The organism is Flavobacterium sp. FlaQc-52, from assembly GCF_044007495.1.
GTDB classification, from domain to species: domain Bacteria; phylum Bacteroidota; class Bacteroidia; order Flavobacteriales; family Flavobacteriaceae; genus Flavobacterium; species Flavobacterium cupriresistens.
Map to the genome: position 1 here is coordinate 667,470 of NZ_JBIPCV010000002.1, position 12,638 is coordinate 680,107.

General features: G+C 35.7%; 12 protein-coding genes. 10 read left to right on the plus strand and 2 right to left on the minus strand.

What is annotated here, in order from left to right:
- The first annotated feature begins 4 nt into the window (after positions 1–4).
- Both ACHRV5_RS06615 and ACHRV5_RS06620 read left to right on the plus strand, forming a co-directional pair.
- The gene (locus ACHRV5_RS06615) at positions 5–1,468 is read left to right on the plus strand and encodes a glycoside hydrolase family 125 protein (RefSeq protein ID WP_395426193.1); all 1,464 of its coding nucleotides are present in this window, start codon (positions 5–7) and stop codon (positions 1,466–1,468) included.
- Positions 1,469–1,491: 23 nt separating this feature from the next.
- Positions 1,492–2,403 carry an ROK family protein gene (locus ACHRV5_RS06620; protein WP_395426194.1) on the plus strand — a complete coding sequence of 304 codons (912 nt, stop codon included), beginning with the start codon at positions 1,492–1,494 and terminating at the stop codon, positions 2,401–2,403.
- Between the two features lie 546 nt (positions 2,404–2,949).
- Here the strand turns inward: ACHRV5_RS06620 and ACHRV5_RS06625 are convergent.
- Positions 2,950–3,852 (minus strand): DUF6268 family outer membrane beta-barrel protein, encoded by a 903-nt coding sequence (locus tag ACHRV5_RS06625; protein ID WP_395426195.1) that lies wholly within the window; start codon positions 3,850–3,852, stop codon positions 2,950–2,952.
- A gap of 144 nt (positions 3,853–3,996) precedes the next feature.
- On the opposite strand from ACHRV5_RS06625, the gene ACHRV5_RS06630 reads away from it, so the two are divergent.
- The 6 genes from ACHRV5_RS06630 (at position 3,997) to ACHRV5_RS06655 (ending at position 8,186) form a co-directional block, all read left to right on the plus strand.
- Positions 3,997–5,025: a sensor histidine kinase gene (locus tag ACHRV5_RS06630; RefSeq protein ID WP_395426196.1), complete on the plus strand. Its 1,029-nt coding sequence runs from the start codon at positions 3,997–3,999 to the stop codon at positions 5,023–5,025.
- The gene (locus ACHRV5_RS06635) at positions 5,022–5,714 is read left to right on the plus strand and encodes a LytR/AlgR family response regulator transcription factor (protein ID WP_395426197.1); all 693 of its coding nucleotides are present in this window, start codon (positions 5,022–5,024) and stop codon (positions 5,712–5,714) included. Before ACHRV5_RS06630 ends, ACHRV5_RS06635 begins: the two co-directional genes overlap by 4 nt.
- 335 nt (positions 5,715–6,049) lie before the next feature.
- The gene (locus tag ACHRV5_RS06640) at positions 6,050–6,844 is read left to right on the plus strand and encodes a polysaccharide deacetylase family protein (protein ID WP_395426198.1); all 795 of its coding nucleotides are present in this window, start codon (positions 6,050–6,052) and stop codon (positions 6,842–6,844) included.
- An 88-nt stretch (positions 6,845–6,932) separates the two neighbouring features.
- Positions 6,933–7,256, plus strand: a complete 324-nt coding sequence (locus ACHRV5_RS06645) for a hypothetical protein (RefSeq protein ID WP_395426199.1) — start codon at positions 6,933–6,935, stop codon at positions 7,254–7,256.
- A 78-nt stretch (positions 7,257–7,334) separates the two neighbouring features.
- The gene (locus ACHRV5_RS06650) at positions 7,335–7,850 is read left to right on the plus strand and encodes a hypothetical protein (protein ID WP_395426200.1); all 516 of its coding nucleotides are present in this window, start codon (positions 7,335–7,337) and stop codon (positions 7,848–7,850) included.
- Entirely contained in the window at positions 7,851–8,186 is a 336-nt protein-coding gene (locus ACHRV5_RS06655; protein ID WP_395426201.1) for a DUF2085 domain-containing protein, read from the plus strand.
- Positions 8,187–8,230: 44 nt separating this feature from the next.
- Here ACHRV5_RS06655 and ACHRV5_RS06660 read toward each other — a convergent pair whose 3' ends face one another.
- The gene (locus ACHRV5_RS06660) at positions 8,231–9,076 is read right to left on the minus strand and encodes an AraC family transcriptional regulator (RefSeq protein ID WP_047776535.1); all 846 of its coding nucleotides are present in this window, start codon (positions 9,074–9,076) and stop codon (positions 8,231–8,233) included.
- A 180-nt stretch (positions 9,077–9,256) separates the two neighbouring features.
- On the opposite strand from ACHRV5_RS06660, the gene ACHRV5_RS06665 reads away from it, so the two are divergent.
- Positions 9,257–10,171, plus strand: a complete 915-nt coding sequence (locus ACHRV5_RS06665) for a dihydrodipicolinate synthase family protein (RefSeq protein ID WP_047776536.1) — start codon at positions 9,257–9,259, stop codon at positions 10,169–10,171.
- 271 nt (positions 10,172–10,442) lie between these two features.
- Positions 10,443–12,029 carry an aldehyde dehydrogenase (NADP(+)) gene (locus tag ACHRV5_RS06670; protein ID WP_395426202.1) on the plus strand — a complete coding sequence of 529 codons (1,587 nt, stop codon included), beginning with the start codon at positions 10,443–10,445 and terminating at the stop codon, positions 12,027–12,029.
- Positions 12,030–12,638: the final 609 nt, after the last annotated feature.

The window sequence follows — 12,638 nt, forward strand, 5'->3', positions numbered from 1 at the left end:
ATTTATGCAATCACGTAGAAAATTTATAAAAAATACAGGAATTTTTTCAGCAGGACTATTGGCCATTCAAGCAAATGCTTTTGGACTAAATTCGGATGATTTTCAGTTTACGGTTAAAGATTTTGTGAGTAAAAGACCTCCGTTAGCAGAAAGAAAATTTACCAGTGAAGCAGTCGAAGCGGCAATTGTCAGAATCAAAAAACAAATCGCAAATCCCGAATTGGCTTGGTTGTTTGAAAACTGCTTTCCCAATACATTAGATACGACAGTCGATTTTGAAATCATTGACGGAAAACCCGATACCTATGTAATTACAGGTGACATTGATGCGATGTGGTTGCGAGACAGTACAGCGCAAATCTGGCCTTATATTCCGTTTGTAAAAGAAGACCCTAAATTGGCCGAATTGGTCAAAGGGGTAATCAATCGTCAGGCAAAATGTATCTTGTTAGATCCGTATGCCAATGCTTTTTATAAAGATTTTACTAAAGAAAGCGAATGGAAAAATGACCTGACCAAAATGCAACCCGGTATTCACGAAAGAAAATGGGAGATTGACAGTTTGTGCTATCCCGTTCGATTGGCGCATGGCTATTGGAAAGAAACCGGAGACATCAGTTTGTTCGACGACCAATGGAAAAAAGCGATGTTATTGATACTGCAAACTTTTAAAGAGCAACAACGTTTAGACGGAAAAGGAGGCCCATACAGTTTTCAACGTCAAACGGCCTGGGCTACAGATGGGGTTCCATTAGCCGGTTACGGTTATCCGGTAAAACCTTGTGGATTGATTGTGTCAACGTTCAGACCAAGTGATGATTGTACTTTGTTGCCTTATTTAATTCCAAGCAATATGTTTGCGATTGAAATATTGAGTTATCTGATCGAGATATTCTCTTTGCCGGCACTTAAAGACACTGATTTAGTGGCCAAAGCAAAAGAACTAAGAGAGCAGGTAAAAAAAGGATTAAAAGAAAATGGAATCATAGACCATCCGAAATTCGGAAAAATTATTGCTTTTGAAGTGAACGGATACGGTAGTTTTCACATGATGGACGATGCCAACGTTCCTTCTTTACTGTCATTGCCTTATTTGGGAGCAATCGCACCAAACGATCCTTTATATCTTAACACCCGAAAAGTGGTGCTTTCAGAAAACAATCCTTTTTTCTACAAAGGAAAAGCAGGAGAGGGGATTGGGGGTCCGCATACAGGAGTAGATACAATTTGGCCGATGAGTATTGTGCTGAGAGCGATTACAAGTGTTGACGAGAAAGAAATACAAGCCTGCATTAGCAATCTGATCAAAACAAATGCAGATACCGGATTTATGCACGAATCTTTTCATAAAGATGATGTTGCAAAATTTACCCGAAAATGGTTTGCTTGGGCAAATACCTTATTTGGCGAGATGATTGTTCACACCAGTAACAAATATCCACAAATTTTAAAGAATAAAAATATTTAAAGAAGCAAGTTAAACGAGGAAAAATGAATACACCACACGCCATTGGGCTAGATATAGGGGGGACACATATTACAGCAGCAGTTATCGATATAACAGAGATGAAAGTTATCGACTACTCTCTGCAAAAAGAATCTTTTGACTCTAATTTACCGGTTGATCAGGTTATGACCATTTGGGAAAAAGCAATTTCTGCCGCAATAGAAAATTCTAAAATTGAAAGTATGGCTGGTTTGGCAGTGTGTATGCCCGGTCCGTTTGATTATCAGGAAGGGGTTTGTTGGATAAAAGGACAATCCAAATACGAACATTTTTACGGATTGAATGTTAGAAATCTGCTTTTGGACAGTCTTAGTCTCTCAGCCGATTTTCCGGTACTTTTTGAAAATGATGCCGTTTGTTTTGGAAAAGGAGAGGTTTTCAAACAGAAAGAAAACTTGTCCAAAAAAGTAATTGCAATTACGCTGGGTACAGGCTTAGGGGCTTGTTTTATTGACAAAGGAGTTTCGGTAACCACAGGAGATTTGGTACCCTTAGACGGAGAAATATACAATCTGCCTTATAAAGAAGGTATTGCCGAAGACTATGTTTCGGTACGTGGGCTTTTATCCCATTATCATGCTTTAAGTGGTACAACACTAAATAATGGGTTAGAATTGTATAATTTGGCAATAAAAGGAGATCAATTAGCAATCAGCGTATTCGAAAAAATGGGTACTGATTTAGCAGCAATTGTTATTCCGTGGATACAAAATTTCAGTGCGGATCACATTATTATCGGTGGTAAAATAGCCAATGCCGGTGCTTTATTTTTGCCATCCTTTACGAAAAGTGTAAAAGAAGTCGGTATCGAAGTTCAGGTTTCTGTTTCGAATGACAATGAAGCCGCTGCATTGTTAGGAGCGGTAAGTTTGCTTTGTACATCGCATTCTAAATAATAACAAGAGGACTAAAAAGAAATCAATAGAGCGCAATAACGAAACGCATTTATAGGCAATTGCGACTAATGAATAAGTGGTTTAATTCTTATTTGACGTTTGTGTCTGAAAATTAATCGATTCAGGAAAATGGATTGAATTGTTTAAAGGATTACTCGGAATAACCGAAAGCGACGTAAGCAAATAAGTAAAAAGTGCTGTTAGAAAAGAAATCATAATACTACTGATAATTTAAGGTGATGGGCAGTAAGACTATACTGCCCTTATTTTTTTTAAGTTTAAAACAGTTGCGGAATAATTTTTAGAAACTCTCTTTTGTTAGAAGTCGCAGATCTTATACTTTTCATCAGAGCTTTTTGAGTTCCTGTTTTCCGACTTCTATCTTTGATGATCTCGCCAAGTCGCCAAGCCGCTAAGTTTTGTCTTCTTATTTTTAAGCTTTCCCCTTTCTCATTAAAACTTTGCGATTTTGCGACTCTGCGAGATTTTTACTCCCTCCACAACTTTTGAATTTGATGCATAGATTTGAACGCTTTATAAAAGCCATTAAAAATTATAATTGACTTGTACAGCAGCATAAGGAGCAGATTTAAACTGAAATTTATCCTTAGTACTAAACATACTTTTTAAAGATTTCTCTGCATAATAGGCTGGACGTGCTCCGCTAATTCCCACTGTAATAGGGATCGTAATGTGTTTGTTAATCTTAAACTCCGGTCTTAATCCTCCGACCATATATTGATGGGTAAAGATGACCTCTTTTCCTGCTCTTTGAGTAAGTGCCATTTGCCCATTCATCAATCCAACAATACTTAGTGTAAAGTAGTCTGTCAGTTGATATCCTGCTGACGCTCGTACACCATCTAAAAGTGAAACATTAAAGACGTATCTCCCGGGAGAATTATAGCTAAGATATAAAGCCGGGAATACCATAGGGAACCCAAATGAATTGTTGAAAGCAAGTCCACCACCCAGATCTAATTTAGTATTGATTTTTTTGATAAAAATGACACCCGCGTTTCCAAGAATATTTCTGGCGCCCATTTTAGAGATTTGGGTTTGATCTGTAAATACTCCCGCTCCAACTGCTGTCAGAAGACTCCATTTTTTGCTAATCGGACGCATATTATACAACGAAAAGGATGCATTCACAATATCGGATACAACAAGTTCTTCGGTAAAATTTTTATTGTCCAAAGAAGCGTAAGCACCCGCTAGGGATACGCCCCAAACAACAGGAAGATTGTCTTTGTTCGTTTTCATTGAAATCGGAATATTGGCAGTGGCCTGATAAACGATTGCGGATCCTTTACCGTTTCCAATATTGTTATTCTCTTCATCGCCGTAGCGTGATTCCCCAATATATTCGGTTTGAATAGATATTTGTGCTTTAGCCTGCGTGATTCCCATTAGTAAAACTAACAAAGTAAGTAAGGAAGATGTTCTCATGATTTAATTTTTTTATTTGACAGGGCAAAACTATTCCAAGAGTTAAAAGTTTTTTTTTGGTTTTGACCAATGGCTTGCATTTGTTGACCAGTGGTTCTTGATATGATAGAAAATGCATTAAATTTACAATCAAACTTTATCAGTATGTTTACAATCAAAAGAATCAGCCTTCTTTTTTGGATCTTTTTATTCCTTGTTATTTTTTTGCAGTTAATGCTTTCCGGTATTCCAAAATTTAGTTTTCCGTGTGCTTTTTTAACTGCAGGTTGTAATGTGCTGACCCTGCGTTTGCATGTATGTTTTCTGAATGTATTTATAAGAAAATATATGGAAACACATGATACGGGAAAATTCGTGTTTTCGGTACTTTTTATTAGTTCCATCACGGCCTTTTTTATTACAATAGAATGTTATTTAATAATTCGCTTTATGATGCCTGAAGCTGTTTATACGAAAAACGATATGATTTCCATGTTTTTTGGAACGTTTATGGCCAGTATCTTAGTTTCGGGTATGTGTTATTCTATCGAAATGTTTCGAAAGAATGTCGTCGCAGAGAAAAGACACCAGGAACTAAGAAATAGTGTGCTGGAAATGGAAATCGATCATTTAAGAACCCAACTTAGCCCGCATTTTACCTTTAACATACTCAATAACCTTCAGTTTTTGATTCGTAAGGACCAGGATGAAGCCTTAGAATTGTTGTCGGCCTACAGTAAAATATTGCGTTATTACGTCTACGAATCTCAGAATAAATGGATCAGATTAGACAGCGAGATTACTTTTCTAAAACATTATTTTGAGTTAGAAAAAGGCCGCTCGGAGGAAGATCTTGAGATTTCCTGTCAATGGGACATACCCGAAAATACACTTTTGGTAATTCCTTTTCTCTTATCGACATTTGTAGAAAATGCGTTCAAACACGTTTCTTCTTTCAGCGAAAAAAAGAACTACATAGAACTGCATGTTTTTTTAAAAGAGGGAAATCAATTGTTTTTGAAGATAAAAAATTCATTCGATTCAGAAGTGTTAAATCGCAAGAAGGCGGGAGTAGGGTTGACTTATGCTAAGAAAAGATTAGAACTTTCCTATAAAGACAATTATGATTTAGAGTTTGTTTCTGAAGCAGACTCTTATAGTGTAAGCCTTAAATTAAACTTGACTAACGAATGAAATGTATCGTAATTGACGACGAAAGAATTGCCAGAGAAGGTCTGGATTCTTTTATAAAAGAGATTGATTTTCTAAGTAATGAAGGGGTATTTTCTAATGCACATCTGGCTCTCGAAAAACTAAAAACAGAAACCATTGACCTGATCTTTCTGGATATAGAAATGCCATTGCTTAACGGACTGGAATTTGCAAAACGAATTGCAGACAAACCTTCGATGATTGTTTTTACAACAGCCTATTCGGAGTATGCCCTCAAAGGCTATAAGGTAAATGCTGTAGACTATTTGTTAAAGCCGATCTTTTTTGAAGACTTTAAAGCCGCGGTTTTTAAAGCCAAAAAGCTGTATGATTTAATGTATCAGCAGGAGCTGATTTCGAAACCTTTGTTTTTTAAAGAAAACGGGACGACTGTAAAAGTGCATCCAAGGCAAATAATGTATATCAAAAGTATGCAGAATTATATTGAAATATATACAGAGAACAGTAAAAAAATCATCATTCATCAAACCTTAAAAGGCATTATGGATGAGCTTTCCAATGCTGACTTTTTACAGATTCATCGCTGTTATATTGTGAATGCAAAATACATAACACATATTGACGGTTTCAAACTCTCCGTAAAGGACACCGTTTTGCCGATTGCAAGAAACAGAAAGAGGATAGTGATGGAGCATTTCAAAAACGAATAATAATGATTTTTAAAAGATCAAAAAGATTCTAAGTATCTAAGGTACAGAGTAAAAAATAATGATTTTAATAATTAAAATCGAAAGCTTTTTGAATAACCTCTCGCTTTACCTCAATGTCATTAAGTTAAGGATTATCAAAAAAAGTCGCACGCAGATTTTAGCGGATTAAAATGAAAAAATCCGCAGAATCTGCAAAATCTGCGTGAAAAAACAGCATTAACTTAGTTTAGCTGGAGCTAAATTGTCAACAGAACAACAGGCAGCCTGAATTAATTATTTAACAAGGTTATTCATTTGATTTAATGATTATATTTGAGAGTATAATTGTAATTTATATGAAACGATTAAAAATTGTAGCGGTGTTGGTATTGATTAGTTTGGTGTTAATCCTCTTTGTGGATTTTGATGTCAAAGGTGACATTCCCGCTGCACCAAAAAAGAAACTCCCTAACCAACCCGGGATTGTATTAACTTTTGATGACGATTATGTAGATACCTGGTACAATGCCGAAAAAGAACTGCGTGCCTACAATTGGAAAGCTACTTTTTTTATCTGTAAGTATAGTGCCTTTACACCGGAACAAAAAGAAAAGCTGCATTATCTTCAGAATATGGGACATGATATAGCCGGACATGGTTACAATCATGAAAATGCCGTTAAATATGCCGCTCAATATGGACTCGACGCTTATATAAAAAACGAAATCCTTCCGCTAAAAGAAATCATGCGCAAAGATGGATTTGATATAAAGTCTTTTGCCTATCCCGACGGAGCCAGAAACAGTCAGTTGGATAAAAGGCTACTCAAATATTTTGACTTTATAAGAGGTACAACTTACGGCGAACTTAGACCGGAAGCTCAGTATTGTTATTATGAGAACAAACGTGTGATCTACGGTTTAGGAATAGACGAAGACTACGAACAGTTTAATCTGGAATATTACAAAAGCCTTTTACTTTACGCAAAAAAGCACAATAAGATTGTCATTTTCTACGGACATAAAACAGTAGACAAAGTAAACGACAGGTTAGAAACTCCGATCGGATTACTGAAACAGCTTTGTGCATTCGCAATAGAAAATAACCTTAAATTTTATTCGGTTGATGATTTAAAGAACTTAGAAAAGTGATTGATTTCATTGGACCGCAAGGAACTTTGCTTTTAAGTTTAAAAACCTAATCTAGATCTATAAGTAGTATAACATAAAACCCACCATTATGAAATCAGATTTTTACACCAAGTTTATTTTGACCGTTATCGCAATTTGTCTAAGCATTCTTACGCTTAAAAGTATTGACTTTATTCCAAAAGCTTATGGAGGAAGTTTAAAATCTGAAGATAAGAAACCGTTTTTAAATACGAATTACGCTTTAGTGCCTGTAAATTCTAATGGCACAATAGATGTCAACATAAAAAGTAGTTCAATGCTTGATGTCAATGTTAGTAAGGTCACTACATCAGATGAATTAGAAGTTAATATTACTGAAGTAGCAGGTTCTTCTCTACTATATGGGGCAGTGCCGGTAAAAATAAAACAATAGCGTTTGTGCCAATGGCAAGTAATATGATATTGTACTAGAATAATTAAGGAAAATCTAATCTAAATAACAAAGTAAATTATGTCAAAATGCAGTAATTGTGGCGTTAAAATTGGTTTTGTAAACAGACCAACTTTTGGCCAGGGAAAACAAAAAGACGGAACTGAAATTTGTCTAAAATGTTTTTCAAATAAAGCCAAAGGAATATATCAGCAACCAGTAGAAAATACAGTAGTAGATTTAGAACTGGATACCATGCAGAAATTACAATTTAAAAAATTCATTTCAGAACAAAGCGGAATGAATTTGCAAGATGTTGATAATTATTTAGAAACACTTTCAGGTACGGAAAAAGAGGAACTAATTAGAAGTTTCAAGAAAAAAAATACAACAGTTACTGCACAGTCCACTGGGAATAATGACGGCCTCATTTGTCCAAAATGCAGATCCAATCAGGTTTATGCGGACAAAAAAGGATTTAGTGGAAAAAAAGCTTGTTGTGGTGCCATACTAGCAGGTCCTTTTGGACTTTTATGCGGTACACATAAATCAAATAAAGTTAGATTGACCTGTTTAAATTGTAAACATTCCTGGTAAATGAAGTTAAGCGAATATACATTAGGCTGTCACGGAATTCCTGAAAGATGCTTCTCCATTAATAAAAAACACATGCCTTTTTGTGCCAGATGTTTAGGCGCCAGTATTGGACATATTTCAAGTGCCTTATGTTTTTTTTGGTATTATTTGCCGTCGTTTTATATTGCTGTTCTTGGATTAGGTGTAATGTTTGCCGATTGGTATTTACAAAACACACTCAAGAAATACCACAGTAATTTGATGCGACTTGCTACAGGAATAATTGGCGGATTTTCAATGGGAATTATACTTTGGAGTAGCATAGGTTTTATACTAAAGTCTCTCAGTTTCATTTAGAGTGAAACGGAGAGACTATTATAGAAAGCGTAAAATTTATCCTTTTACAAATTAAGTTTTCGGTATTGCAAGGGCGAAAGTTGCTTTAATTCTTTGAATTTTCGGTTAAAATTAGAGATGTTATTAAACCCGCATAACTCTGCAATTTCTAATACAGAGAGCTCTCCGCTACTCGATAATAGTTTTGCCGCCCGCTCAATCCGGACTTCGATGAGAAACTGAAAAAAAGATTTGTTGGTCCGGACTTTAAAATACCGGCAAAAGGCATTTTTAGTCATACTCGCTATGGAGGCGATTTCATCAAGAGTAATGTTTTTTTGAAAATTGGTCATTACATATTCAAAAACGGTTTGCATTCTCTTGCCTTCATTATCCGTTATTTTTTTATGATACAAGTAATTAGAGAGCGAGTTGTTCTCTGAGACCGAAAGCCATTTTACAATATCCAGAAACAATATAAAACGAGAATAGCTGTCCGCTTTTTTGAGCTTCTTAAAATATTTAGTGACTTTTTTGGGAGCATTGTGAATGATGAATCCATTTTTGCTGCTTTCTAAGATCGGATGAATGTTTTTGAAGGTAGGCAATTCAAAAAAATCCTTTCCAAAAGAATTAAAAGTAAAAAATAAAGTTCGCATAATAGAAGTTTCGTTTTCCTGAACGTCGCTTCTAAAAACGTGGGGTAAATTACTGCCAATCACTAATACATCGCCTTCGCGATATTGTGAAATGGTGTCTCCGGCAAAAATGGCTCCTTCTCCTTTTTCGATAAAGCTGATCTGAATTTCTTCGTGTTGGTGTAATTTGTCGTAAAAAGAGATTTCTATATCTTCTTGATAGATAAGGGGTTCTTCTCCAGATTTGGGGATCTTAAATGGAAAAACTTTCATGGTTTGGTTGGTTAGTTATAATCAAATATATTGCATTTTAACAAAAAAATGATGATATAGTGATCAGTTTTTTATGTTTATTGACTATACAGGGTAATATAGTATTGTTTTGAGGTAATTATTTGCCTGAATGCTCTGTTGTTTCTAGATAATTTTGGTCTATAATAAAAAATCAATAGTATGAGTATTCAATGGAACGGCGTTATGCCGGCAGTAACTACAAAATTTACTGCAGATGATAAGTTAGACTTCAATATGTTTGAAGTTAATATGAAGGCACAATTAGAGGCCGGTGTATCAGGAATTATTTTAGGTGGAACATTGGGGGAAGCCAGTACACTTTTGGAAGACGAGAAAAGAGAGTTGGTCAAACATACTGTTGCACTTACTAATGGTAAAGTACCTGTGATTATGAATATTGCAGAACAAACTACAAGAGGAGCAATTTTGGCAGCCAATAAAGCGGAGCAAGATGGAGCAAAAGGTTTGATGATGTTGCCTCCAATGCGCTACAAAGCTTCTGATCACGAAACGGTAGTTTACTTTTCTGAAGTAGCCAAAAATACTTCTCTTCCGATTATGGTCTATAACAATCCTGTCGATTATAAAATCGAAGTGACCTTAGACATGTTTGAAGAATTATTAAAATACGATAACATTCAGGCCGTAAAAGAATCTACAAGAGATATCTCAAATGTGACGCGACTGATTAATCGTTTTGGAGATCGTTTAAAAATCTTATCAGGCGTTGATACATTAGCATTAGAAAGTATATTGATGGGGTCTGACGGATGGGTATCAGGTTTGGTTTGTGCCTTTCCGGCAGAAACTGTCGCGATTTTTAACTTGGCTAAAGCAGGAAGAATTGATGAAGCTTTAAAAATTTACAGATGGTTTTTACCTTTATTAGAGTTGGACATTAATTCTTTTTTAGTGCAAAACATCAAACTGGCAGAAGTGGCTACAGGAATAGGCAGCGAGCACGTTCGTGCCCCAAGATTACCACTTCAGGGTTCAGAAAGAGAGAAAGTTTTGGGTATCATAGCCGAGGGATTGCGTACCAGACCAACATTACCGGATTATAAAAACTTATAGGAATGTTGCTCAACGAGTAATTATTTTTAACACATAGGAAAATAGAAAAAAAGCAGGAAGAAGTATATGGCAAATCATAATTTGACGCGTAGCTTATGTGATTTTAAACAAAGTGAAACGCCTTTTCAGAGAAATGAAACTATGTCTCTATGTGTTTAAAAAAAAAGATTTTTAGGAAGGTAGCCTATCAAAATAGTACAATCATTAGAATCGATTTTATAGGTTACATTCTTTTAAGTAGGCATAATATTTATTTATAATACCAACAAACATGATTACAGGAAAAAATTATATAGGAAGTCAACTCAAAGCTGGGGGAACAAAAACCGTAAAAACGTTTAATCCGCAATTAAATATCGAAAATCCTTGGGTTTTTACAGAAGCAACTCCTGATGAAATTGAAGAGGCTGTTGCTTTAGCCAATCAGGCATTTACCAGTTATAAAAAATGTTCCGGTTTAGAAAAAGCGCAGTTTTTAAATGCTATAGCAGATGAAATTTTAGCGTTAGGGGACGAATTGTTGGTTCAATATTGTAGCGAATCCGGTTTTCCAAGGGGAAGAGCAGAAGGAGAACGAGGCAGGATGATCGGACAATTGCGTTCGTTTGCTGTTATGCTTACCGAGGGAAGCTGGGTTCAGGCTACAATAGACACTGCAATACCGGACCGACAACCGGCTCCAAAAGAAGATTTACGCAAGATGTTGGTACCATTAGGACCAATTGTAGTTTTTGGCTCCAGTAACTTTCCTTTTGCATTTTCAACCGCAGGAGGAGATACCGCTTCGGCTTTAGCTTCGGGTTGTCCGGTGATTGTAAAAAGCCATTCCATGCATATTGGAACCGGAGAAATGGTTGCTTCGGCTATTATTAAAGCAGCACAAAAAACAAATATGCCCGAAGGTGTTTTTTCAAATCTGGTAGGAGGTGGAAGAACTTTAGGTACCAGTTTGGTAAAACATCCACTAGTAAAAGGAGTTGGATTTACAGGCAGTATTAGCGGAGGTCGTGCTTTGTGCGATTTGGCAGCGCAACGTCCCGAACCAATTCCGGTTTTTGCCGAAATGGGAAGTGTTAATCCTGTTGTATTGTTGCCTGAAGCTTTGAAAGTAAACAGTCAGAAATGGGCAGCTGCTTATGCGGGTTCTATTACTTTAGGAGCGGGTCAGTTTTGTACCAATCCCGGTTTATTACTGGCAGTTAAAGGAGCTGAATTAAATGATTTTGAGACCGAATTAACAACAGCCATCGAAAAAATAGAGCCTTTGTGTATGTTGCACTCCTCGATGCAAGCTGATTTTGAAAAAGGAATTGCAGAAAAGGAAAGCCAAAAAGGGGTTTCTAAAGTCGCTCAGTTTAAAGGAGAAGTATCACCCAATTACGGTCGTCAGACTATTTTGAAAGTAAGCGGAGAAGATTTCTTAAAAAACGAATCATTAAGTCATGAGGTTTTTGGACCTTTTTCGATTCTCGTGGAATGTGAGGATGAGGTACAGTTGATCCAAATAATTAATAAATTAGATGGACAGTTAACCGGAACAATTATCAGTGAGGAGAAGGAATTACAAAAACACCAAGCCGTAATTTTTGCCTTGCAAAATCGCGTTGGACGTTTGATTTTTAACGGAGTTCCAACAGGAGTTGAAGTATGCGCGTCTATGTTACACGGCGGACCGTATCCAGCCTCTTCAGATTCGAGGTTTACGGCAGTAGGAACACATGCTGTTTACAGATGGGTGCGTCCTTTGAGCTATCAGAACTGGCCGGACGATTTGTTGCCAGCCGAGTTGCAAAACAATAACCCGCTGCAAATTGCACGAACAGTAAATAATAAACTAACACTAGCCGGTTGTGACTAATTTTTTAACACATAGAGACATAGCTTTAAAAGCTTAAAAAGAGGGATTTTACTTATTCGTAAATCATATAGAAATCTATGTGAAGGATATGTGTTTCTTTTTTGTATTCCTCATTATGTTAAAGAAAATCTATGTGTCTATGTGTTAAATAAAATTTTATAAATAAAAACTAACACTAGTCAGTTGTGACTAATTTTTTAACACATAGACACATAGATTTAAAAGCTTAAAAAGAGGGGTTTCACTTATTCATAGATCATATAGAAATCTATGTGAAGAAATGTATTTCTTTTTTTGTATTCTTCATTATGTTAAAGAAAATCTATGTCTCTATGTGTTAAATAAAATTTTATAAATAAAAACTAACACTAGTCAGTTGTGACTAATTTTTTAACACATAGAGACATAGCTTTAAAAGCTTAAAAAGAGGGGTTTCACTTATTGATAAATCATATAGAAATCTATGTGAAGAAATGTATTTCTTTTTTGTATTCTTCATTATGTTAAAGAAAATCTATGTCTCTATGTGTTAAATAAAATTTTATAAATAAAAACTAACACTAGTCAGTTGTGACTAATTTTTTAACACATAGAGACATAGCTTTAAAA

What these genes read in the sequence shown, in the direction of transcription:
- ACHRV5_RS06615 (WP_395426193.1), top strand. Translation starts at nt 5, where the DNA reads ATGCAATCACGTAGAAAATTTATAAAAAATACAGGAATTTTTTCAGCA.
- ACHRV5_RS06620 (WP_395426194.1), top strand. Translation starts at nt 1,492, where the DNA reads ATGAATACACCACACGCCATTGGGCTAGATATAGGGGGGACACATATT.
- ACHRV5_RS06625 (WP_395426195.1), bottom strand. Translation starts at nt 3,852, where the DNA reads ATGAGAACATCTTCCTTACTTACTTTGTTAGTTTTACTAATGGGAATC.
- ACHRV5_RS06630 (WP_395426196.1), top strand. Translation starts at nt 3,997, where the DNA reads ATGTTTACAATCAAAAGAATCAGCCTTCTTTTTTGGATCTTTTTATTC.
- ACHRV5_RS06635 (WP_395426197.1), top strand. Translation starts at nt 5,022, where the DNA reads ATGAAATGTATCGTAATTGACGACGAAAGAATTGCCAGAGAAGGTCTG.
- ACHRV5_RS06640 (WP_395426198.1), top strand. Translation starts at nt 6,050, where the DNA reads ATGAAACGATTAAAAATTGTAGCGGTGTTGGTATTGATTAGTTTGGTG.
- ACHRV5_RS06645 (WP_395426199.1), top strand. Translation starts at nt 6,933, where the DNA reads ATGAAATCAGATTTTTACACCAAGTTTATTTTGACCGTTATCGCAATT.
- ACHRV5_RS06650 (WP_395426200.1), top strand. Translation starts at nt 7,335, where the DNA reads ATGTCAAAATGCAGTAATTGTGGCGTTAAAATTGGTTTTGTAAACAGA.
- ACHRV5_RS06655 (WP_395426201.1), top strand. Translation starts at nt 7,851, where the DNA reads ATGAAGTTAAGCGAATATACATTAGGCTGTCACGGAATTCCTGAAAGA.
- ACHRV5_RS06660 (WP_047776535.1), bottom strand. Translation starts at nt 9,076, where the DNA reads ATGAAAGTTTTTCCATTTAAGATCCCCAAATCTGGAGAAGAACCCCTT.
- ACHRV5_RS06665 (WP_047776536.1), top strand. Translation starts at nt 9,257, where the DNA reads ATGAGTATTCAATGGAACGGCGTTATGCCGGCAGTAACTACAAAATTT.
- ACHRV5_RS06670 (WP_395426202.1), top strand. Translation starts at nt 10,443, where the DNA reads ATGATTACAGGAAAAAATTATATAGGAAGTCAACTCAAAGCTGGGGGA.